General features: G+C 72.3%; 14 protein-coding genes. 6 read left to right on the top strand and 8 right to left on the bottom strand.

All coding sequences use genetic code 11. The features are described from left to right. Positions 1-173 precede the first annotated feature (173 nt). Positions 174-2876, bottom strand: coding sequence for a bifunctional acetaldehyde-CoA/alcohol dehydrogenase (gene adhE / locus BLU20_RS06380; protein ID WP_083372001.1), 2703 nt, complete (start codon positions 2874-2876; stop codon positions 174-176). 156 nt (positions 2877-3032) lie between these two features. Between adhE and BLU20_RS06375 the strand changes: the two genes are divergently transcribed. Next, positions 3033-5114 carry a prolyl oligopeptidase family serine peptidase gene (locus BLU20_RS06375; RefSeq protein ID WP_083372000.1) on the top strand — a complete coding sequence of 694 codons (2082 nt, stop codon included), beginning with the start codon at positions 3033-3035 and terminating at the stop codon, positions 5112-5114. 26 nt (positions 5115-5140) lie between these two features. Here BLU20_RS06375 and BLU20_RS06370 read toward each other — a convergent pair whose 3' ends face one another. The 3 genes from BLU20_RS06370 to BLU20_RS06360 are packed head-to-tail and all read right to left on the bottom strand — an operon-like array spanning position 5141 to position 8582. Beyond that, a complete protein-coding gene (locus BLU20_RS06370) occupies positions 5141-6166 on the bottom strand; it encodes a uroporphyrinogen decarboxylase/cobalamine-independent methonine synthase family protein (RefSeq protein ID WP_083371999.1) in 1026 nt (341 codons plus the stop codon). After that, entirely contained in the window at positions 6163-7365 is a 1203-nt protein-coding gene (gene mnmA / locus BLU20_RS06365; protein WP_083371998.1) for a tRNA 2-thiouridine(34) synthase MnmA, read from the bottom strand. Before mnmA ends, BLU20_RS06370 begins: the two co-directional genes overlap by 4 nt. Beyond that, positions 7365-8582, bottom strand: a complete 1218-nt coding sequence (locus tag BLU20_RS06360) for a cysteine desulfurase family protein (RefSeq protein WP_269457230.1) — start codon at positions 8580-8582, stop codon at positions 7365-7367. The genes mnmA and BLU20_RS06360 overlap by 1 nt, the downstream gene beginning before the upstream one ends. 112 nt (positions 8583-8694) lie before the next feature. On the opposite strand from BLU20_RS06360, the gene BLU20_RS06355 reads away from it, so the two are divergent. Then, a complete protein-coding gene (locus BLU20_RS06355) occupies positions 8695-9810 on the top strand; it encodes a phosphotransferase (RefSeq protein ID WP_083371997.1) in 1116 nt (371 codons plus the stop codon). Between the two features lie 48 nt (positions 9811-9858). Here BLU20_RS06355 and BLU20_RS06350 read toward each other — a convergent pair whose 3' ends face one another. Both BLU20_RS06350 and BLU20_RS06345 read right to left on the bottom strand, forming a co-directional pair. Further along, the gene (locus BLU20_RS06350; protein WP_083371996.1) at positions 9859-10836 is read right to left on the bottom strand and encodes an electron transfer flavoprotein subunit alpha/FixB family protein; all 978 of its coding nucleotides are present in this window, start codon (positions 10834-10836) and stop codon (positions 9859-9861) included. A gap of 9 nt (positions 10837-10845) precedes the next feature. Then, positions 10846-11655, bottom strand: coding sequence for an electron transfer flavoprotein subunit beta/FixA family protein (locus tag BLU20_RS06345; RefSeq protein ID WP_083371995.1), 810 nt, complete (start codon positions 11653-11655; stop codon positions 10846-10848). Positions 11656-11765: 110 nt separating this feature from the next. On the opposite strand from BLU20_RS06345, the gene glgX reads away from it, so the two are divergent. Together glgX and BLU20_RS06335 are read left to right on the top strand one after the other, a co-directional pair. Continuing rightward, positions 11766-14027 (top strand): glycogen debranching protein GlgX, encoded by a 2262-nt coding sequence (gene glgX, locus BLU20_RS06340; RefSeq protein ID WP_083371994.1) that lies wholly within the window; start codon positions 11766-11768, stop codon positions 14025-14027. A gap of 33 nt (positions 14028-14060) precedes the next feature. After that, positions 14061-15746: an FAD-binding dehydrogenase gene (locus tag BLU20_RS06335; RefSeq protein WP_083371993.1), complete on the top strand. Its 1686-nt coding sequence runs from the start codon at positions 14061-14063 to the stop codon at positions 15744-15746. A gap of 88 nt (positions 15747-15834) precedes the next feature. Here BLU20_RS06335 and BLU20_RS06330 read toward each other — a convergent pair whose 3' ends face one another. Together BLU20_RS06330 and glgP are read right to left on the bottom strand one after the other, a co-directional pair. Beyond that, the gene (locus tag BLU20_RS06330; RefSeq protein ID WP_157270354.1) at positions 15835-16812 is read right to left on the bottom strand and encodes a hypothetical protein; all 978 of its coding nucleotides are present in this window, start codon (positions 16810-16812) and stop codon (positions 15835-15837) included. Between the two features lie 172 nt (positions 16813-16984). Beyond that, positions 16985-19579, bottom strand: a complete 2595-nt coding sequence (glgP, locus tag BLU20_RS06325) for an alpha-glucan family phosphorylase (RefSeq protein ID WP_083371991.1) — start codon at positions 19577-19579, stop codon at positions 16985-16987. 136 nt (positions 19580-19715) lie between these two features. Here glgP and BLU20_RS06320 point away from each other — a divergent pair, with 136 nt between their 5' ends. Next, positions 19716-21737 (top strand): alpha-1,4-glucan--maltose-1-phosphate maltosyltransferase, encoded by a 2022-nt coding sequence (locus tag BLU20_RS06320; protein WP_083371990.1) that lies wholly within the window; start codon positions 19716-19718, stop codon positions 21735-21737. Beyond that, on the top strand, positions 21734-23470 hold the full coding sequence (treS, locus tag BLU20_RS06315) for a maltose alpha-D-glucosyltransferase (RefSeq protein WP_083371989.1): 1737 nt from the start codon (positions 21734-21736) through the stop codon (positions 23468-23470). The genes BLU20_RS06320 and treS overlap by 4 nt, the downstream gene beginning before the upstream one ends. The last annotated feature ends 14 nt before the right edge of the window (positions 23471-23484 follow it).

Here is a 23484-nt window from a genome sequence, read left to right as displayed (position 1 = left end):
CTCACGGACCCATCATCGCGCGACCGCCGGACATACGCCGCACGGTGTCCGCCGTCGAGGACCCGTCCGTGGGTACGCGAACGGCCCGACGACGCCGAAGGGGGGTGAACGTCGTCGGGCCGCGACGGGCGGCCGGGCCGCCCGTTTCCGCCGGGTGGGCGGAAGCTATCGCGTCACTTCTTCTTCGCCGGGGTCGGCTGCGCCTCCTCGGTCGTCGCGGCCGAACCCTTGCGGGCCTCGCGGACCGCCACCCGCGACGTCCCGTCGTACGCCGCGACGAGGATGTCTTTGATGTCCTCGAGCAGCGGGATGCGCGGGTTCGCCGGGGCGCACTGGTCCTCGAACGACCGCAGGGACAGCATGTCGAGGTTCGACTTGAACGCCTTCTCGTCGACACCCTGCTCGCGGAAGCTCGCCTCGATCCCCACCTTCGAGCGCAGCACCTCCACCGCCCGGGCGTAGGACTCGACCGCCTCGTCCGGCGTGGACGCTGGCAGGCCGAGGTGGCGGGCGATCTCCTGGTAGCGCTCCGGCGCGACGTACCGCTCGGCCTTGGGCCAGCTCGTGGCCTTCGCCGGGATCTCGCCGTTGTAGCGGATCACGTGCGGCAGAAGGACGGCGTTGGTCCGCCCGTGCACGAGGTTGTACGTCGACCCGACGGTGTGCGCCATGGCGTGCACCATCCCGAGCATCGCGTTGGCGAACGCCATCCCGGCGATCGTCGCGGCGTTGTGCATCTTCTCGCGGGCGAGCGTGGCGTCACCGCCGACCGTCACCGACGTCTCGATGTGCTCGAAGACCATCTTGATGGCCTGCAGGCACAGGCCGTCGGTGAAGTCGTTGGCGTAGACGGAGACGAACGCCTCGGTCGCGTGCGTCAGGGCGTCGAAGCCGGAGTCCGCGGCGAGCTTGGCCGGCATGGTCTGCGTCAGCACGGGGTCGATGATGGCCACCGACGGCGTGAGCGCGTAGTCCGCCAGCGGGTACTTGAAGCCGGTGGCCGGGTCGGAGATCACCGCGAACGGCGTCACCTCGGAGCCGGTGCCCGACGACGTCGGGATGCACACGAGCTGGGCACGGTCGCCGAGCGGCGGGAACTTGAAGGCGCGCTTGCGCACGTCGAAGAACTTCTCGCGGGTGTCGGCGAAGTCGATCTCGGGGTGCTCGTAGAGCAGCCACATGACCTTGGCGGCGTCCATGGGCGACCCGCCACCGACGGCCACGATCGTGTCGGGCTGGAAGTGGCGCATGGCCTCGGCGCCCTTGGTGACCGTCCCGACCGTCGGCTCCGGCTCGATGTCGTCGATGATCTGGATCGACACCTTCTCGGACCGTGCGGCCAGCTGCCGGAGCACCTTGTCGACGACGCCGATCTGGGTCATCACCGCGTCGGTGACGATCGTGACCTTGTGGACGTCGCGCATGTCCGAGAGGTACTTGATCGAGTTCGGCTCGAAGTAGGTCTTGCCGGGGACCTTGAACCACTGCATGTTGTTGTTGCGGCGCGCGACGCGCTTGACGTTGATGAGGTTCACCGCCGAGACGTTGTTGGAGACGGAGTTGCGTCCGTACGAGCCGCAGCCGAGCGTCAGCGACGGGATCAGGGCGTTGTAGATGTCGCCGATGCCGCCGAGCGCCGACGGCTGGTTCCACAGCACGCGGACGGCCTTGACGCGGTGGCCGAACTCCTCGACGAGCTCCTGGTCGCTCGTGTGGATGGCCGCGGAGTGACCCAGTCCGTCGAACTCGACCATCTGCTCGGCCAGGGTGATGCCCTCCTCGCGGGAGTGCGAGCGCAGCACCGCGAGCACCGGCGCCAGCTTTTCGCGCGACAGCGGCTCCTGCGGGCCGACGCCGTCGATCTCGGCCAGCAGCAGCGACGTCCCCTCGGGGACGGAGAACCCGGCCTGGGCGGCGATCCACTCGGCGGACTGCCCGACGACCGACGCGTTGAGCTTGGCGTCGCCGCAGTTGGAGCCGGTGGCCTCGACGCCGAAGATGAACTTCTCGAGGAGCGCCTTCTCGGCGGCGGTGGTCCGGTAGGCGTGCAGGCGCGCGAACCCGGCCATCGCCTCGTCGTAGATCGCGTCGTCCAGGATCGCGGCCTGCTCGGAGGCGCAGACCATGCCGTTGTCGAACGACTTCGAGATCACGAGGTCGTGCACGGCCCGGCCGACGTCGGCGGTCCGCTCGACCCAGGCCGGGACGTTGCCCGCGCCGACGCCGAGCGCCGGCTTGCCGGCCGAGTACGCGGCACGGACCATCGCGTTGCCGCCGGTCGCGAGGATGAGCGAGACGCCGTCGTGGTTCATCAGCGCGCCCGTGGCGTCGATCGAGGGGTGCTCGACCCACTGGATGCAGTCCACCGGAGCTCCGGCGGCGACGGCGGCGTCGCGGACGACACGCGCGGCGGCGACCGAGCACTCCTGGGCGGCCGGGTGGAAGGCGAAGACGATCGGGTTCCGGGTCTTGAGGGCGATCAGCGCCTTGAAGATCGCCGTCGAGGTGGGGTTCGTGACCGGCGTGATGCCCGCGACGACCCCGACGGGCTCCGCGATCTCGACGATGCCGTTGACCTCGTCGCGGCCGATGACGCCGACGGTCTTGAGGTTCGCCATGGAGTGGGGCACGTGCTCGCAGGCGAAGATGTTCTTGGTCGCCTTGTCCTCGAAGACTCCGCGCCGGGTCTCGGCGACGGCCTGGAGCGCGAGCGACCCGTGCTCGTGCAGTGCGGCGATCGACGCCTTGGTGACGATGTGGTCGATCTGCTCCTGCGTGAACGAGCCGTAGTCGGCGAGCGCCTTGAGCCCGTTCGCGACGAGGACGTCGATCTCCGTCCCGGCGACGGTCTCGGGTGTCTTGCTACGTGCGGCCATCTGTCGGTTCCCCTCCTACGCGGCGGCGGCCCGCCGTCCGGACGAACGGCTCGTGGGGCCAGCCGCTTCGCTATGTGAATACTTTCACGAGCGACACGAGAATGGCACCCTTCCGGGCTGTCACGTCGATCACATCGCCCCACATAGGGTGGTGCCATGCCCCTCGACGCCTCGTCCCCCGACCCTTACGCGTGGCTCGAGGAGGTGGACGGGCCCGCGGCCCTCGACTGGGTCGCCGCGCGCAACCGGGTCACGACGACGGACGTCGCCTCGACGTCGCGGTTCCGCGAGACGGAGCGCGCCGTCCGCGAGGTGCTCGACTCGGACGACAAGATCCCTGGGGTGTCGAAGATCGGCGACCTCTACTACAACTTCTGGCGCGACGCGGCCCACCCCCGCGGACTGTGGCGCCGCACCACGCTGGACTCGTACCGCACGGAACACCCCGACTGGGAGACCGTGCTCGACCTCGACGCGCTCAGCGAGGCGGAGGGCACCAGCTGGGTGTGGCACGGCGCGAGCATCCTGCGCCCCGACTGCGCTCGCGCCCTGGTCGCGCTCTCCCCCGGCGGGTCCGACGCCGACGTCACCCGCGAGTTCGACCTCGTCGACCTCCGGTTCGTACCGGCCGACGAGGGCGGGTTCGTCCGCGAGCAGGCCAAGGGGTCGTTGGGCTGGATCGACGAGGACCACGTCTTCGCAGCCACCGACCGCGGACCCGGCACGACGACGACGTCCGGCTACCCCCGGACCGTCGTGCGCTGGACGCGGGGCACGCCGTTCGCCGAGGCCGAGCTCGTCTACGCCGGCGACGAGGACGACCTCTCGGTGGGTGCCGGACACTCCCGCACGCCCGGCTTCGAACGGGACGTCGTCCACCGGGCCCGCACGTTCTACACGTCCGAGACCTACCTGCTGCGCGACGGCGACCTGACCATGATCGACGTCCCCCCGTCGGCCGAGGTCGGCTTCCACCGCGAGTGGCTGGTGATCGACCTGCGCGAGGACTGGACCGTCGGGGGCAGGACGTTCCCGGCAGGGTCGCTGCTCGACGTCGACCTCGAGACCTTCCTCGACGGCGGTCGCGAGCTGACCGCACTGTTCACCCCGGGCCCGACGACGTCGCTGGCCGGGGCGACGTGGACGCGCCACCACCTCGTCCTCACGACGCTCGACGACGTCAAGGACCGCCTGGAGGTCCTGACCCCGCCCCCGCCGGACGCGGCCGCCGGCACGCCGTGGACGCGCGCGCCGTTCGACGCCCTGCCCGCGCTCGGCACGGTCTCCGCCCGGGCGGTGGACCGCGAGGAGAGCGACGACGTCTGGCTCGTCACCACCGACTTCCTCACGCCCTCGACCCTGGCGACGGCCGCCGTCGGACCCGGCGGCGCCTCCGCTCCCGAACCGCTCAAGCAGAGCCCGGCCTACTTCGAGACCGACGGGCTCCTCAGCGAGCAGCACTTCGCGACGTCGGACGACGGCACCCGCGTGCCCTACTTCGTCGTCCGTCCGAGAGACCTCGTGCTCGACGGCACCGCGCCCACGCTCCTCTCCGGGTACGGCGGCTTCGAGATCTCCCAGCTGCCTGCGTACTCGGGGACCGTCGGTCGGGCCTGGCTCTCGCGCGGCGGCGTCCACGTCGTCGCCAACATCCGCGGTGGCGGCGAGTACGGGCCCGGCTGGCACCAGGCGGCGCTGCGCGAGAACAGGCACCGCGCGTTCGACGACTTCGCGGCCGTCGCGCGCGATCTCGCAGCCCGTCGGATCACGAGCGCACCGCACCTCGGCGCCCGGGGCGGGTCCAACGGCGGCCTCCTGGTCGGCAACATGCTCACGCGCCACCCCGACCTCTTCGGCGCGCTCGCGATCGCCGTCCCGCTGCTCGACATGAAGCGGTACTCGCACCTGCTCGCCGGCGCGTCCTGGATCGCCGAGTACGGCGACCCCGACGTCCCGGCGGACTGGGAGTTCCTGCAGGACTTCTCGCCCTACCACCGGTTCGACCGGGACCGGACCTACCCCCCGGTCCTGTTCACGACGTCGACGAAGGACGACCGCGTCCACCCCGCGCACGCACGCAAGATGGCCGCGATGATGCTCGACGCCGGCAAGGACGTCACCTACTACGAGAACGTCGAGGGCGGTCACGGCGGCGCCGCCGACAACAGCCAGGCCGCGTTCATGGCCGCCGTCCAGTACGAGTACCTGTGGGACCACCTCGCCGCGACGGACGACTAGAGCTCCAGCCCGACGGACCGTCCGGCTCAGGCGGAGGCGCGCTCCGCGAGGACGGCCGCCGCCCGGCCGAGGTTCCCCGTGACGGCACGGGCCTGGTCGAGGGACCCGCGGGCGACCACGTCGCCCGACTCGACGAGCGTGACGCCGTCGAGCCCCACGACCGGGAGCCCGACCCGCCGCCACGGCACCGCCACCGCGTCGGCGAGCGCGACGACGTCCGGCCCGGAGCACTGGGAGACCTGCGCGGGAGGCAGTGCCGCCCACAGCGCCACCCCACGCTCGGCGGCGGTCGCGACCTGCTCCCAGAGCCGCTCGTCCCAACGGCCCGGCACGAGGTCCAGGCCGAGCGCGTCGGCACCGGCGAGGACGATCGGCCCGACCACGCTCCAGGAGGCCCCACCGTGCACGACGACGCGTGCCCCCGCCGCATGGACCGCGTCGACCACCGTGCGCAGGCCCTCCACGACCTCCGGGCCGGGTACGGCGCGGATCCGGGAGTACCCGCTGAAGGTCGGGAGGACCCCGGCACCCACCTGGGCCAGGAGCGGCTCGTCCAGGTGCACGACGACGTCCGCGCCGGGCACCAGTCGTCTGACGTCGGCGACGTGGTCGCCCAGCCCGACGGCCAGGGAACCGGCAAGGTCCGCGCGCGCCCCCCGGTCGCCGAGAACACGGTCGCCCCGTGCGAGGTACAGCTCCGCCGACTGCGTCCACGGGCCACGGGCCGAGAGGACGAGCGACCCGGCATACCCGGAGGCCGCGATGCTCAGCGCCTCGACGTCGTCCCGCAGCAGCGCGCGGGCATGCCGCTCGTCGCCGCCCGGGCGGTCGGCCAGCTTCCACCCGTGCGGGCCGATCTCGACGGAGAGGTCCTCGAGCAACGCGCCGGTGCGCCCGACGGCGTCCGCCCCGGGACCGCGCGTGGGCAGCTGTACCAGCGCGGGAGCCGCGTCGACGCCCGTGGGCACCTCCGCGAGGTCGCCCCAGAGCACCAGATGCGCCTCGAGGGGTTCGAGACCGGGGCGCGGCCCCCGGGCCGCGACGGTCGTCACGACGCGGCCCGCCGGCCCGCGGACGTGCGCGCGGAGGAGGTCACCGTCGCCTGCCCGAGCACGCGGGTGCCGCGGTAGACGACAAGCGACTGCCCCGCTGCGACACCGCGCAGGGTTGCCCCCACGAGCTCGACGGTCAGCACCGTGCCCGGCAGCGCCTCGGGGTCCTCGAGCACGTCGGACCCGGTGATCCGCGCACGCGCGGCCACGGGCTCCCCGTGAGCACGTACCTGCGCCTCGACGGCGACCCAGCCGTCCTCGTCAGCGTCGTCCAGCACGTCGGGCGCGAGCCACGAGACCTCTCCTCCGACGATCGTGTCCACGCTCAGCAGTTCCGCGGCACCGACGACCACCTGGTTGGTGGTCGTGTTCACGTCGAGCACGTACCGGGGCCGGCCGTCGGCGGCCGGGGCATCGATCCCCAGCCCCTTGCGCTGGCCCACCGTGTACGAGTACGCGCCGTCGTGCTCACCGAGCACGGTGCCCTCCGCGTCGACGATCTCCCCCGGACGGGACCCCAGACGCTCCCGCAGGAATCCCTGGGTGTTGCCGTCGGCGACGAAGCAGATGTCGTACGAGTCGGGCTTGTTCGAGACCGACAGTCCGCGACGCTCGGCCTCGGCACGCACCTCGTCCTTGGACGCGAAGCCGCCGAGCGGGAACATCGATCGCTCCAGCCTGTCGCTGCCCATCACGGCGAGCACGTACGACTGGTCCTTCTGCTCGTTCGGCGAACGGTGCAGCTCGGTCACCGTCCGCACCGCGCCCGGCTCGGCGCCCGTGCGCAGGTCGGGGACCTCGCGCCGGAGGACCTGCGCGTAGTGACCCGTCGCCACGGCGTCGAACCCGAGCGCCGTGGCCTTGTCGAGCAACGCCTCGAACTTGATGTGCTCGTTGCACCGCACGCACGGGTTCGGGGTCCGTCCCGCCTCGTACTCGCTGACGAAGTCCGCGATCACCGTCTCCTCGAAGCGCTCGGACAGGTCCCACACGTAGTACGGGATACCCAGCACGTCCGCCGCCCGCCGCGCGTCACCGGCGTCCTCGATCGAGCAGCACCCGCGCGACCCCGTCCGGAACTGGTCGCGGTTGCGCGAGAGCGCCATGTGGACGCCGACGACGTCGTGCCCCGCCTCGACGGCGAGCGCCGCCGCGACGGCGGAGTCCACCCCTCCGGACATTGCAGCCAGTACTCGCATCAGCGGGCTCCTCCCCCGGTCGCCGTCCGCCGCGTGCTCGTCAGGCCGGCGGCCCGGGCCCGGTCGACGACGTCCGGCAGGACGGTCAGCAGTCGGTCGATATCTGTGTCGGTCGTGGTGGCCCCGAGCGAGAACCGCAAGGCCCCGCGCGCGTCGTCCTCGGGCACGCCCGTCGCGAGGAGGACGTGCGACGGCTGCGGGACTCCCGCCTGACAGGCGGAGCCCGTCGACGCCTCGACCCCGGCGGAGTCGAGCAGGTACAGCAGCGAGTCCCCCTCGCACCCCGGGAACGTGAAGTGGGCGTTCGCCGGCAGGCGCAGTCCCGAGTCGACGGCCGGACCGCGCAGCGTCGCGTCCGGCACACCGGCCCGCACGCCGGAGACGAGCCGGTCTCGCAGAGCGGCCAGGCGTCGGGCCTCGCGCTCCTGGTCGGCGACCGACTCGGTCACCGCGGTCGCGAAGGCCTGGACCGCGGCCGTGTCCACGGTGCCCGACCGCACGCCGCGCTCCTGGCCACCGCCGTGGACGACCGGGGTGAGTGCGAGCCGCCGCGAGGCGAGGAGGGCACCGACGCCCACGGGACCGCCGATCTTGTGCGCGGTCACCGTCATCGCGTCCACGCCGCTCGTACCGAAGTCCACGGGAACCTGCCCGACGGCCTGCACGGCGTCGGTGTGCACGGGGATCCCGTACGGCCTCGCCGCCTGCACGACCTCGTCCACGGGCTGCAGCGTGCCGACCTCGTTGTTCGCCCACATCACCGAGACGACGGCGATCTCCGGGGCGTGTGCCGCGAGCTCGGCGCGCAGGGCCTCGACGTCCAGGCGACCGTCGCCGTCCACCGGCAGGAGCACGATCTCCGCACCGGAGTGCTCGGCCATCCAGAACGCGGGATCCAGGACGGCGTGGTGCTCCACGGCGGAGACGAGGATGCGCCGTCGTGCCGGGTCCGCGCTCCGCCGTGCCCAGAACGTGCCCTTGATCGCGAGGTTGTCCGCCTCCGTCCCGCCGGCCGTGAAGACGACGTCGCTCGGCCGGGCGCCGAGGGCGGAGGCGATCGCCTCCCTCGACTCCTCGACGGCACGCCGCGCGTCGCGGCCCGACGTGTGCAGCGACGACGCGTTGCCCGTCCGGGCGAGAGCCCGCGTGTACACGTCGACGGCCGCCGGCGACATGGGGGTCGTCGCGGCGTGATCGAGGTAGGTCGAAGGTTCCACGACAGACCAGTCTACGAACCGCCCGCAATCCTCCTCGCGCACACCGCCCTCCGGCAGTAGGTTGACCGAAGCAGCTTGCCGCCCGTGACCATCTACTCGAGAACCGGCCCCGATGACCGACGCTGTCCCGACGACGACCCCGATCCCGTTCGTCTCGCCTCCTGGTGCGGCCGTTCCGGACCCGCACACCACCTCGCCCGCCGGACCCGCGGAACTCCACGCGGCGGGAGGACCGCCGCAGAGCGGCGCGAACCGCATCAAGTGGCTCGACCTTCCCTCGGAGCTGCGGGACGAGATCGACGCGATGAACGGCTCCCCCGTCGTCGACGAGGCGTCGTCGACCACCGGATTCAGCCCGGGTCTGGCCTCGGTGCTGACGCTCGCCGACGGCCGGCGCGTGTTCGTCAAGGCCGCCTCGGAGGCCACGGAGCCCTATACGGCGGACCTCCACCGCGCCGAGGGCGAGACAGCCGTGCGGATCCCCGACGAGGTCCCTTCACCCCGGTTCCTGTGGGCCCTGGACGACGAGTGGGTCGTCCTGGCGTTCGAGGTGGCCGAGGGGCGCCACCCGATCACGCCGTGGTCGCGGTACGCGCTCGCCCGCGTGCTCGCCGCCATCGACGACCTGGCCCGGGTGCCGGGAGCGCGTGACCTCGGACTACGACCCACCGGGCCCGACCTGGCGGCACAGTGCACCGGCTGGGCACAGCTCGTCGCCGAGCCGAACCCCGGCCTCTCCGTGTTCGGCTCCTGGGTCCCCGAGCGGCTCGACGAGCTGGCCGAGCTGGAGAAGGGCGTCCTGATCGCGTGCGAGGGCGAGTCGATCGTCCACGGCGACCTGCGCGCCGACAACATCGTCGTCGCCGACGCCGGTGTCCAGCTGCTCGACTGGCCGTACGCGTCGCGCGGGGCGGCGTGGCTGGACCTCGCGCTGTTCCTGCCGAGCGTGGGCATGCAGGGCGTGGCGGCAGAGCTCAAGGGCGTCGACATCCGCTCGAGCGCCCGCGAGCGCGAGATGATGGGGCACGAGCTCGCGCGCGTCTTCGAGGCGCATCCCCTCGGCGGCACGGTCCACGAGCGGGACCTGCGCTCGGTCGTGGCCGGGATCACGGGCTACTTCCTGCACTCGGCGCTGCAGCCGGCGCCCGTCTCGATCCCGCACCTGCGCGAGTTCCAGCGCGCTCAGGCCGTGGCCGCGCTCTCCTGGCTCGAACAGCTCATCGACTGACCGGTGGCGGGCCGCGTCACGGCCCGCCACCGGGTTCCCCGGTCGGGGTCAGGACTCCTTGTGCGCGCGGATCGCGGCGGCCGCCTGCGGCAGGACGTCCGCGAGGTCGCCGACGACGGCGAAGTCGGCGATCTCGAACAACGGGCACTCGGGGTCGTTGTTGACGGCCACCACGACCTGCGAGGCCTGCATGCCCCCGCGGTGGTGCGGCGCGCCCGACACGCCGGCCCCGACGTAGAGGCGCGGTGTGACGGTCACGCCGGTCTGCCCGACGAACTGGTCGAACCACCCCTCGAAGACGACGTCGCGGGTGGCCCCGACCGCAGCGCCGATGCTCGACGCGAACTCCTCGACGGGACCGAAGTCCCCGTCGGTGCCGCGGCCGCCGACGACCACGGACCCTGCCTCGGCCAGCTCCGGACGACCGGCGTCGTCGATCTCCGACACGGTCCGCTCGACGACCGTGACGGCGCCGGCCGCCACGTCGACGGCGAACCCCTCGACGGTGGTCTCGACCGGCTGGTCGACGGTCGTCGGCACGACGGCGTTCGAGCGCACGGTCACGACGGACACGTCCGTCGTGATCTCGCACTCCGTGTCCCACGACCCGGCGAGGACCCGCTTGCCCGCCACGAGACGCCCGTCCGGCCCCTCGACGAGCGTGGCGGCGTCGACGACCAGCCCGGCGTCGAGGTCGTGCGCCACGCGCGCCGCGATCTCCTTGGTGACGAAGTTCGAGGTGAGCAGCACGGCGTCGGCGTCCGCGGCACGAACCGCGGCAGCGAGCACCTGCGCGACCGTGGTGGACAGGTGCGCAGACTCACCGAGCGTGGGCGGCAGCTCCGCCTGGCGGACGAGCTCGACGCCGTGGCTCCCGAGCTGGGCGAGCGTCTGGACCGACGGCGCCTCGGTGACGACGGCCTCGACCCGGCCGAGCGACCGCGCGAGCGTGAGGATCTCCAGGGCCGGCGAGCGCAACGCCGTGGCCGGAGTGTCGAGCAGGACGAGAACGGTGCGGTTGGTCACGATGGCCTCTCAGACGAGCTCGTTGCGGATGAGGAAGTCGGCGAGCGCCGTCCCGCCCTCGCCCTTGTCGACGACGATCTCCGCCTCGGGGCGCGGCGGGCGCGGCTCGGCACGTGAGGTGCGGGTGCGCGCGCCGCTCTCCCCGACGGTCTCGGCGGCGACGTCGAGGTCGGCCAGCGACCACTCCTCGACCGGCTTCTTGCGTGCCGCCATGATGAGCTTGAAGTTTGGGTACCGGGGCTGGTTCACGTGGTCGCTGACGGAGACGACCGCGGGCAGCGGAGCCTCCAGCACCTCGTGCACGTGGCCCAGGTCGCGCGTCACGCGGGCGGTGCGGGCGGCCGTGTCCACGTCGAGCTCGGACGCGTTGGTCAGCTGGGGCAGTCCCAGCTCGGCCGCCAGATAGACCGGCACCACGGAGCCGAGACCGTCGAGCGCGGCCATCCCGGTGATCACGAGGTCCACGGGAGTCTCGTCGCCGAGACGGCGGACCGCGGCGGCGAGCGTCCGCGCGGTCCCGGCGTAGTCGGATCCCTCGAGCCCCTCGTCCGAGATCCGGACCCCGCGGTCGACCCCCATCTGGAAGGTCTTGCGCACGGCCGCGTCCGCGTCCGGGCCGGCCATGGTGACCACGACGACGTCGCTGGCCGCGCGCGCGTCGTCGTCGAGCGACTCGATGATCGACAGCGCCGCCTCGACCGCGTGCTCGTCCAGCTCGTTGAGCGTCCCCTCGGACGGGTCACGGACCAGACGACAGTCCTCGAACGCCCGGTCCGACTGGATGTCCGGAACGTACTTGACGGGAACGACGATGCGCATGGGGGCTTCTTTCCTCCTCGGGCACGGGACGCGGCCAGCCTATCGCCCCGAGACGCGCGGATCGTCCCGGTCCGTCGCGCGAGCCACCGACGAGCAGCGACAATGGGCGGGTGACTCAACCACCCGCGCACCGACCCACGGTGCAGCCGACCGACCGCCACGGGCACGTCCCGCCCCTCGGCGTGCACCTGGCGGGCGACGGTGTCGACGTCGCCGTCGCCGCGCCCTACGCCGACGCCGTCGAGCTCTGCCTGCACGAGCCCGGCCCACGCGGTGCCGAGCAGCGCCGGATCCGGCTCGACGGGCCGACCTACGGCATCTGGCACGGGCACGTCCCGGACGTCGAGGCAGGACAGCACTACGGCTTCCGCACCTACGGCCGCTGGGCACCCCAGGAGGGCCACCGCCACAACCCCGCCAAGCTGCTCGTCGACCCGTACGCCCGCGCGATCGTCGGCCGTTTCGACCACGACAGCGCCGCCTACGGCCAGGAGATGACGGGCGACGCGCACGACCAGGGTGTTCAGGGCGACCCGTACGGTCCCGCCGACGAGCGCGACTCCGCGCCCCACGTGCCCCGCTCGGTGGTCGTCGCCCCGCAGCACCCCGAGATCGTGCGGCCCCACGTCCCGTGGTCCTCGACCGTCGTCTATGAGGCGCACGTCCGCGGCCTAACGCAGAACCACCCGGGGATCCCGGAGCACCTGCGCGGCACGTACGCCGGCCTCGCGCACCCGGTCATGATCGACTACCTCCGGTCCCTCGGTGTCACGACCGTCGAGCTCCTGCCCGTCCACGCGTTCGTCGACGAGCCGCACCTGCTGGCCAAGGACCTGACCAACTACTGGGGCTACGCCACCCTGGGCTACTTCGCCCCGCACGCCCCGTACGCCACGCGCGCAGCGCAGGAGGCGGGAGCGGGCGCCGTCGTCGACGAGATCCGCGGCATGGTGCACCTGCTGCACGAGGCGGGGATCGAGGTGATCCTCGACGTCGTCTACAACCACACCGGAGAGGCCGGCGACGGCGGACCGCACCTGAGCTTCCGGGGGCTCGACGACTCTCTCTACTACCGGCGCGGCCCCGACGGCGTGTACGACGACGTGACGGGCACCGGGAACACCGTCGACACCCGACGCTCGCGCGTCGTCCAGCTCGTCCTCGACTCGCTGCGGTACTGGGCGAGCGAGATCGGGGTGGACGGCTTCCGGTTCGACCTGGCCGTCAGCACCGCGCGCCAGACCGACGGGTTCGACCCGCGCCACCCACTTCTCGTCGCGATGCAGACCGACCCCGTGATCTCGGGCCTCAAGCTGATCGCCGAGCCCTGGGACGTCGGCCTCGGCGGGTGGAACACGGGCGGCTTCCCTCCCCCGTTCGCCGAGTGGAACGACCGCTACCGCGACGCCGTTCGCCAGTTCTGGCTCGCCGACGCCGCCGCGCTCTCGCACGGCCGCCAGGGAGACGGCGTCCGCGAGCTCGCCACTCGCCTCGCGGGATCCCAGGACCTCTTCGGCGGTGGCGAACCTCCGCTCGTCCGCGGACCCGTCGCCTCGATCAACCTCGTCACCGCGCACGACGGCTTCACCCTCGCCGACCTCGTCGCCTACGACCACAAGCACAACGAGGCCAACGGCGAGGACGGGCGCGACGGCTCCGACGACAACCGCTCGTGGAACCACGGCATCGAAGGACGGCGCAAGGAGCTCGAGGACGGCGACGACCTCGGCGGGGAGATCGCACCGCTGCGCCGCCGGTCCGTCCGCAACCTCCTCGCCACGCTGATCCTCTCCGCCGGGACGCCCATGATCACCGCCGGCGACGAGCGGGGTCGTACGCAGCGAGGGAACAACAACGCTTACTGCCAGGACAACGAGATCTCCTGGATGGACTGGTCGACCTCGGACCCCGTCGACGACCTGCGCGCCACCGTGCAGCACCTGCTCACGCTGCGCAGCTCCCACCGGGCACTGCGCGCCGACGCGTTCTTCCTGGGACGACCCCGCCACCGGCTCCGCACCTCCGTCGACGACCTGTCGTGGCACCGCGCGGACGGCGCCGCGATGCAGCCCGACGACTGGGACGACCCCGGCACGCGCGTCGTGCAGATGCTGCGGACAGGACCGCAGGACGAGGCCCACGACGTGCTCGTCGTGCTCAACGGGTCCCTCGACGCGGCCCGGGTGACGCTGACCGACGTCGAGCTGCCCGACGGCGTCGACGGCCCCCGGCCCGCCGCGTGGGAGCTCGCCTGGGACTCCGCCTGGGAACGTCCCGACGACGCCCCCGTCGGACCCGACGCGAACACCGCCGCACCCGGGGACGAGTCCGTGCTCGAGCCGTTGAGCCTGCAGGTGTGGATCTCGGTCTGACGCCGTCGTCGGGCACGCACTACGCTCGCGTGCATGACCGACACCGACGTCGTCGTCATCGGCGCGGGCCTCTCCGGCCTCGTCACGGCGGCAGAGCTGACAGCCTCCGGGCACCACGTGACCCTGCTCGACCAGGAGCCACCCGCCGCGCTCGGCGGACAGGCGTGGTGGTCGTTCGGCGGGCTCTTCCTCGTCGACACCCCGGAGCAGCGTCGGCTCGGCGTGCGCGACTCCGCGGACCTGGCGCTCGCCGACTGGCTCGGCTCGGCACGGTTCGCCCCCGGCGCCGCGGACGGGCACGGGCCGGACCGGTGGGGCTACGCGTGGGCCGAGCGGTTCGTGGACTTCGCCGCGACAGAGATGCGCCCCTGGCTGCACGGCCTCGGCGTCCGCTGGTTCCCGCTCGTGCAGTGGGCGGAGCGCGGCGGGTACCCGGCCGGCGGGCACGGCAACACCGTGCCGCGGTTCCACGTCACGTGGGGCACCGGGCCGGGCCTGCTCGAGCCGTTCGTCCGCCGTCTGCTCGACGCGCGCGCGGCCGGACTCGTCGACATGCGGTTCCGGCACCGCGCGACAGAGCTCGTCACCACCGACGGCGCGGTCACCGGTGTGCGTGCGGACGTGCTCGCCCCGAGCCCGGCCGAACGCGGCGTCCGTAGCGCGCGGGACGTCGTCGATCAGGTCGAGATCTCCGCCCAGGCCGTCGTGGTCGCGAGCGGCGGCATCGGCGCGAACCACGACCTCGTCCGGGAACGATGGCCCGCGAGCTCCGGGACGCTGCCGGCCCGGATGCTCTCCGGAGTCCCCGACTCGACCGACGGTGAGTTCCTCGGCGTGGCGTCGGCGGCAGGCGGGGCGCTCGTCCACGAGGACCGGATGTGGCACTACCCCGAGGGGATCGCGAACCACTCCCCCGTCTGGTCGAACCACGGGATCCGCATCCTGCCGGGCCCGTCCTCGCTCTGGGTCGACGCCGACGGCGGCCGTCTGCCCGCACCGCTGTTCCCGGGCTTCGACGCCCTCGGGGCGCTCGAGCACATCACCGCACGCGGCGACGACCACTCCTGGTTCGTGCTCAACCGCGCGATCATGGAGACCGAGTTCGCACTCTCCGGCTCCGAGCAGAACCCCGACCTCACCGGACGGGACCTACGTCTGCTCGCCGACCGCGTGCTCCCCGGCGCGACCGGACCCGTGGCCCGGTTCGCCACGGAGTCCGACGAGTTCGTCTTCGCCGACGACGTCGCCTCACTGGCCGCGGGCATGAACGCCCTGACCGACGCCACACCCGGGTCCCGCGGCGTCGTCGACCCTGCGGCGCTCGCAGCGCTCGTCACGGCCCGGGACGCGCAGGTCACGTCCGGGCTCGGCAAGGACCCCCAGGTCACGGCGGTCGCGGCGGCGCGCCGGTTCAGCGTCGACCGCCTCATGCGGGTCGCCCCGCCCCGGGCTCTCACGGACCCCAAGGACGGGCCCCTGCTCGCCGTCCGACTCTCGGTGCTGACACGCAAGACGCTCGGAGGCCTGCACACCGACGACCGTGCGCGGGTGCTGACGTCGGCGGGCGAGGTGCTGCCTGGGCTGTGGGCCGCGGGCGAGGCGGCGGGCTTCGGGGGTGGCGGCGTCCACGGGCACCGTGCGCTGGAGGGCACGTTCCTGGGCGGGTGTCTGCACTCCGGCCGGGTGGCGGGGCGCGCGGTGGCGGCCGCACTGTCCTGATCCCGTCCCGGGCGGTTCCGCCGAGGTCGACCCGTGCGCGCGAGGTAGTGCCTGCCAGGGTCGACGTCGCGCGCACGGGTCGACCTCGTCAGGTTCTCGGTTCTCGACGCACCGCCGCACGCGCCGTTCGCACGCGACCGGCCAGGCCCGCGGTGTCGCCGAGTTCGTCCCAGGTCACGTGGATGACCGTCCACCCCTGCTCCGTGAGCGCGTCGTGACGCTGCTTCTCCGCCCAGAGCTTCGACGCGCCGTCTCCGAACGCACCGCCGTACTTGACGGCGCCGTCGAACTCGATCGCGACCTTCGCGGCGACGTCGGCCAGGTCCAGGCGGAAGAGTCCGCGTCGCGTCGTGACCTCGACGCCGTGCGTCATCGCCGGCAGACCGGCGTCGTGCAGCATCCACCGCACGACCGTCTCCCCGGGCGACTCCGACGCGGCGTCGGCCATCTCGAGGGTCTGACGCGCGCGACGCACCCCGCGGCGCCCACGGGCCGCGTCGAGACATCGCGCGATGCCGCGCGGGTCGGCGCCGATCCGCAGTGCGGAGTCGGCAATGACGAGCGCCTGCGCCGGGCGCAGCGTCCTCGCACAGTCGACGACCGTGCGCTCGAGGCTCGTCAGCGGAACCCCGTCCGACGTCGCCCGGTCCCGCGGGTCGAGTGCCGTCCAGTGCCGGCGGGTGGACGGGTCCGCCTCGGGGCGAACCTTCGGGCGTCCGAGTTGCGTCAGGTGGATCTCGGTCCCCAGCCGCCAGGTCCAGCAGCCCCAGAGGAGCGCGGCGGTCTCGTGGCTGAACCAGTACGGCGTGGTGAACCGCTCGGTCACTCCGCGCACCTGACGCAGCAGATGCTGCTGCCGTGCGCGTGCGGGCCCGTCGGAAGGGCCGGTCTCGGCGTGGACGTAGACGCCACGCCGTACCCGGACGAGCGACCCCGAGCGCACCCGTCGAAGCTGTTCACCGCGCTCGACCGGATCGTAGGACTCCGACGTCGGGAGAGTGCGCGGAGCCAACACTCGGGGGTCCGCGGAACCGGCCGCCCGGCTCGGACGTGGGAAGGTCTCCATGGTCCGAGCCTGCCGGGCCCGACCGCACCGTGGCTCGCGCCGCCGGAATCTGTGGATATCGCCCCGCCGACGTCGACCCCTGCGCGCGAGGTCGACCCTGGCAGGCACTACCTCGCGTGCACGGGTCGACCTCGGCGCAAGGGGGCGGAGGCCAGGGGGCAGAGGTCAGCGGTCAGGCGTTCGCCACGAGCCCCATGTCGGCGGACGACGGAAGCCCGGTGTGCCGAGGCACCACGCGCACGGTGTAGCCGAACGGCCCGGAGGCCTCCAGCCGCACGGCGCCGCCGAAGGAGCACCGTCCCGCCTCGAAGGTCTCGGCGAGTGCCAGCGGGGTCGTGGTGAACTCCTCGATGTAGTCGTCCTCCCCCACGGCGCCGTGCACGACCTGCACCTCGACGTCGTCCGGCCCGAGGTCGCCGAGCGAGACGAAGGCTCGCACCGACAGTTCGTCGCCGACCTGCGGCACCTCGCCGAGCCCGCCGGACTCGACGTGGTCGACGCGCACGCGGTCCCACCCCGACCGCACACGCCCCTTCCAGTCGGCCAGCTCGCGCGCACCGGAGAACCGGTCGGCGTCCAGCGCGCGTCCTGCCGCGGCCGCCGGGGCGTACAGGCGCTCGGCGTACTCGGCGACCATGCGGGTGGCCTGCACCTTCGGGCCGAGCGAGGCCAGGGTGTGACGGATCATCTGCAGCCACCGCACGGGGACACCGCGCTCGTCCCGGTCGTAGAAACGGGGCGCGACCTGCTGCTCGATCAGGTCGTACAACGCGGCGGCCTCGAGGTCGTCGCGGTGGTCGGGGTCGTCGACCCCGTCGGCCGTGGGGATCGCCCAGCCGTTCTCGCCGTCGAACCACTCGTCCCACCACCCGTCGAGGATGGAGAGGTTGAGGCCGCCGTTGAGCGAGGACTTCATGCCGGACGTCCCCGAGGCCTCCAACGGGCGCAGTGGGTTGTTGAGCCAGACGTCGCATCCCGGGTAGAGGTCCTGCGCCATCGCGATGTCGTAGTTGGGCAGGAAGACGATGCGGTGACGCACGTCGTGCTCGTCGGCGAACCGCACGAGCTGCTGGATCAGGCGCTTGCCCTGGTCGTCGGCAGGGTGCGACTTGCCGGCGACGACCAGCTGCACGGGCCGCTCCGGGTCGGTCAGCAGCGTGCGCAGACGCTCGGGGTCGCGCAGCATCAGCGTCAGCCGCTTGTAGGTCGGCACCCGACGCGCGAACCCGATCGTGAGGACGTCGGGCGAGAGGACGTCGTCGACCCACCCGAGCTCGGCGGGGCTGGCCCCGCGGTCGCGCCAGGACTTGCGGACCCGACGTCGGCCCTCCTCGACGAGCCGCGAGCGCAGGGTGTGTCGCAACGCCCACAGCTCCTCGTCGCCGACCCCGTCGCCGAGCCACCCGTCGAACGAGGCGGAGGGAGACGCGACCGGGTCGATGCCGAGCCGGTCACGCTGCAGGTCGAGGATCTCCGACGCGACCCAGGTCGGCGAGTGGACGCCGTTGGTGACCGAGGTGATCGGCACCTCCCGGGCGTCGAACCCGGGCCAGAGCCCGTTGAACATCCCGCGCGAGACCTCGCCGTGCAGGAGCGAGACACCGTTGGCGCGGCCGCCGAGGCGCAGCCCCATCACGGCCATGTTGAAGACCGTCGGGTCACCGCCGTCGTAGTCCTCGGCGCCCAGCGCGAGCACCTGCTCCACGGGCACGCCCGGCAGAGCGCACTCGCCCCCGAAGTAGGTGCCGATCAGGTCGCGGCCGAACCGGTCGATCCCGGCGGGGACGGGCGTGTGCGTGGTGAAGACGGTGCCGGCACGCACGGACTCGAGCGCCTCGTCGTAGGTGAGCCCCGACTCGACGAGCTCGCGGATCCGCTCGACACCGAGGAACCCCGCGTGTCCCTCGTTGGTGTGGTAGACCTCCGGCGCAGGCGCGCCCGTCAGACGCGACCAGAGCCGGAGCGCGCGGACGCCGCCGACGCCCAGCAGGAGCTCCTGCTGCAGCCGGTGCTCGCCGCCTCCGCCGTAGAGCCGGTCGGTGACCTTGCGCGCGGCGTCGTCGTTCTCCGGGACGTTGGCGTCGAGCAGGAGGAGCGGGACCCGCCCGACGGTGGCGACGCGGACGTGCGCGTGCAGCGCACGGCCCCCGGGCAGCCCGACGGTCACGACGGCCGGGCTGCCGTCCTCCTCGCGAAGGACGCTCAGCGGGAGCCCGTCGGGGTCGAGGACGGGGTAGGTCTCGGCCTGCCAGCCGTCGCGGGTCAGGGACTGCTTGAAGTACCCGGAGCCGTAGAGGAGACCGACGCCGACGATCGGCACGCCGAGGTCGCTCGCGGACTTGAGGTGGTCGCCGGCGAGGATTCCGAGGCCGCCCGAGTACTGGGGCAGGACCGACGTGATGCCGAACTCCGGCGAGAAGTACGCGATCGCGCGCGGCAGCGGCGTCGGCGACCCGGCGAGCTCCTCCGCGCGGTGCTGGTACCAGCGGTCGCGCTCGTGATAGTCGCGCAGGTCCCGCACGGCCTCTCGCACGCGCTCGACGAAGCCCTGGTCGGCCGCGAGCGCCGCCAGACGCTCCGCACCGAGCGCGCCGAGGAGCGCGACGGGGTCACCGTGGACCTCGCGCCACAGCTCGGGGTCGAGGTCGGCGAAGATCCTGCGCGACGGCTCGTGCCACGACCAGCGGAGGTCGTGCGCCAGGTCGTCCAGGTCGGCGATCTCGCGGGGCAGCAGCGTTCGGACGGTGAATCGACGGATAGCTCTCACGTCAACCGACTCTACGCATCAATCGGTCGGGTGGCCCAGGGATCGGGCGACGGCGGTGCGACGATCGTGTGAACACTCGCGCGCGCCACGCGGCGCCGTCGTGCGTCGAGGGCCTCCGGCTCGTTAGGTTGGGTCCGTGACGTCCACCTCGCCCAGTGTCCTGACCGCACCGATCGGCCGCATCCCCGTGCTCGACGTGGCTCCGACCGTCGAGTCCGGCCGCTGGCCGGCGAAGTCCACGCCGGGCGAGGTCGTCCCCGTCGAGGCGACGGTCTTCCGCGAGGGGCACGACGCCGTCTCCGCGACCGCCGTGCTGACCGACCCCGACGGTCGGGTGCACGCGCGGGCGACGATGGTCGACGTCGCACCGGGCCTCGACCGTTTCCGCGCGCTGGTCTCGCCAGACCGTGAGGGGGACTGGACGTTCCGGGTCGAGGGCTGGTCGGACCCGTACGCCACGTGGGCGCACGACGCGACGGTGAAGATCGACGCCGGCGTGGACGTCGACCTCATGCTCGCCGAGGGCGTCCTCCTCTTCGGCCGCATCACGGCGCTGGAGCACTCTCGCGCCGACGCCGTCACGCTCCGTGACGCCGCGGTCGCTCTCGCCGACCGTGGACGTCCGGCCCGGGCGCGGCTCGCGGCCGCGACCTCCCCCGAGGTCCGCCGGGCGCTGGAGCGCACCCCGCTGCGCGACGCCGTCTCGCCGTCCGCCGACTACCCGCTGCGTGTCGACCGTCCCCTCGCCGTATCCGGTGCCTGGTACGAGATGTTCCCTCGCTCGGAGGGTGCACGACAGCTCCGGGACGGCACGTGGCGGTCGGGGACGTTCACGAGCGCGGCCCGTCGCCTGCCCGCGATCGCGGCGATGGGTTTCGACGTCGTCTACCTGACGCCGATCCACCCGATCGGCACGACCCACCGCAAGGGACGGAACAACTCCCTCGCCGCGCAGCCGGGCGACCCCGGCTCGCCGTACGCGATCGGGTCGCCCGACGGCGGGCACGACGCAATCCATCCGGAGCTGGGGTCGGAGCGCAGCTTCCGCGAGTTCGTCCGACGGGCGCGTGGTCTGGACATGGAGGTGGCGATCGACCTGGCGCTGCAGTGCTCGCCCGACCACCCCTGGGTCGCGGAGCACCCGGAGTGGTTCACGACGCGTGCCGACGGCTCGATCGCGTACGCCGAGAACCCGCCGAAGAAGTACCAGGACATCTACCCGCTGAACTTCGACAACGACCCGGAGGGCATCTACGCCGAGATCCTGCGGGTCGTGCGTGTGTGGATCAGCCGCGGTGTGACCGCGTTCCGCGTGGACAACCCGCACACCAAGCCGCTGAGCTTCTGGGAACGCCTGCTGGCCGAGGTCCGCACCTCGGACCCGGGCGTGATCTTCCTGTCGGAGGCGTTCACGAAGCCCGCGATGATGCGCACGCTCGCCGCGATCGGGTTCCACCAGTCGTACACGTACTTCACGTGGCGGAACACGAAGGAGGAGGTCGAGGAGTACCTGGCCACGACCTCCGGTGCCCTCGGGTCCGTGATGCGCCCGAGCTTCTGGCCGACGACGCACGACATCCTCCCGCCGTACCTTCAGCACGGCGGGGTGGCCGGCTTCTGCGTCCGCGCCGTGCTGGCCGCACTCGGCTCTCCGACGTGGGGCATGTACGCCGGGTACGAGCTGGTGGAGAACGTGCCGCGGCCCGGTGTCGAGGAGCAGATCGACAACGAGAAGTACGAGTTCAAGCCGCGCGACTGGGCGCGGGCGGAGGAGATCGGCGTCGCGACCCTCGTCACCCGCCTCAACGAGATCCGTCGCGCGCACCCCGCGTTCCAGAACCTGCGCAACCTGACGGTCCACGCGACGTCGAACGACCAGGTGGTCGCCTTCTCCCGCCACCTCGACGCGGAGCACTCCCCGACCGGGCGTCCGGAGACGATGATCGTGGTGGTGAACCTCGACCCCTGGAACACCCAGGAGGCGGTCGTCGACCTCGACGTCGCGGCACTCGGGCTCGCACCCACGGGCGACGGGGCCACACCCACGTTCGTCGCGCACGACCTGTTGTCGGGGGCGACCTACGGGTGGGGTCCGCGACCGTACGTACGACTCGAACCGACCGTGCAGGTCGCCCACGTGATCGAGGTGGAGGCATGAGCATCGCAGCACAGCCGGCTCCGTTCGGGGCCCTGCCCCCACGCCGCCAGCCGACGCCGCCCGGCAAGGATCACGAAGGTCTCCAGGACGACCCGACGTGGTACAAGACCGCCGTCTTCTACGAGGTGATGCTGCGGTCGTTCTCCGACTCGGGCGACGCCGGTCACGGCGACCTGCGCGGGCTCGTCGACCGACTCGACTACCTGCAGTGGCTCGGCATCGACTGCCTCTGGCTCCCCCCGTTCTACCCGTCGCCGTTGCGCGACGGCGGGTACGACGTCGCGGACTACACCGCGATCGCGTCGCAGTACGGGAGCATGGCCGAGTTCACCGAGCTGATCGCGGAGGCGCACGCGCGCGGGATCCGGATCGTCATCGACCTGGTGATGAACCACACGAGCGACCAGCACCCGTGGTTCCAGGCCTCTCGCGCAGACCCCGAGGGCCCGTACGGCGACTACTACGTGTGGAGCGACGACAACGAGAAGTACGGTGACGCGCGCATCATCTTCGTGGACACGGAGACGTCGAACTGGACGTTCGACCCGGTGCGCCGCCAGTACTTCTGGCACCGGTTCTTCTCGCACCAGCCCGACCTGAACTTCGAGAACCCCCGCGTCGTCGACTCCATGCTCGACGTCGCACGGTTCTGGCTGCAGGCGGGGGTCGACGGGTTCCGGCTCGACGCCGTGCCGTACCTCTTCGAGGAGGAGGGGACCAACTGCGAGAACCTCCCGCGCACGCACGAGTTCCTGCGCCGGGTACGGCAGATGGTGGACACGGAGTTCCCGGGCCGGATCATGCTCGCCGAGGCGAACCAGTGGCCGAACGAGGTCGTCGACTACTTCGGGACCGACGACGACCCCGAGTGCCACATGTGCTTCCACTTCCCCGTAATGCCGCGGATCTACTACTCGATCAAGGACGAGCGCGCCGCGCCGATCGTCGACATCCTCGCCGACACCCCCGAGATCCCGGCGGGAGCGCAGTGGTCGACCTTCCTGCGCAACCACGACGAGCTGACGCTCGAGATGGTCTCGACGGAGGAGCGCGCCACGATGTACGGCTGGTTCGCCCCCGACCCGCGGATGCGGGCCAACGTGGGGATCCGGCGTCGTCTGGCACCGCTGCTCGACAACTCCCGCGCGGAGATCCACCTGGCCCACGCCCTGCTCCTGTCACTGCCGGGCAGCCCGTGCCTGTACTACGGCGACGAGATCGGCATGGGCGACAACATCTGGCTGCCGGACCGGGACTCGGTCCGCACGCCGATGCAGTGGACCCCGGACCGCAACGCCGGGTTCTCTACGGCGGACCCGGGCAAGCTGCACCTCCCGCTCGTGCAGTCGTTGGTGCACCACTACCAGCACACCAACGTCGAGGTGCAGCTCGCACAGCCGACGTCGCTGCTGCACTGGGTCCACGGGATGCTCGCCGTACGGCGGCAGCACCCCGGGTTCGGGACCGGCACGTTCGAGGCCGTCGAGTGCGACGACCCGGCCGTGCTCGCGTTCCTGCGCAGGACGCCGGAGGAGACGCTGCTGTGCGTGTTCAACCTCTCGGCGACCGCACGCTCGGCGCGCCTCCAGCTCGCCGCATGCTCGGGGGCCTCGTTGACGGACGTGTTCGGCGGGGCGTCGTTCCCTCCCGTGGGCGAGGACGGCACAGTCGTGATGACCTTGGGGTCGCGGGACTTCTACTGGCTCACGGTCGGGGAGGCTTCCGCCGGCTAGGCACGCCCGAGCAC

The sequence above is a fragment of the Paraoerskovia marina genome (assembly GCF_900105445.1).
Taxonomy (GTDB): Bacteria; Actinomycetota; Actinomycetes; order Actinomycetales; family Cellulomonadaceae; genus Paraoerskovia; species Paraoerskovia marina.
The sequence above is the reverse complement of the archived record's forward strand: the minus strand, read 5'-3'. Positions and strand labels throughout refer to the sequence as shown.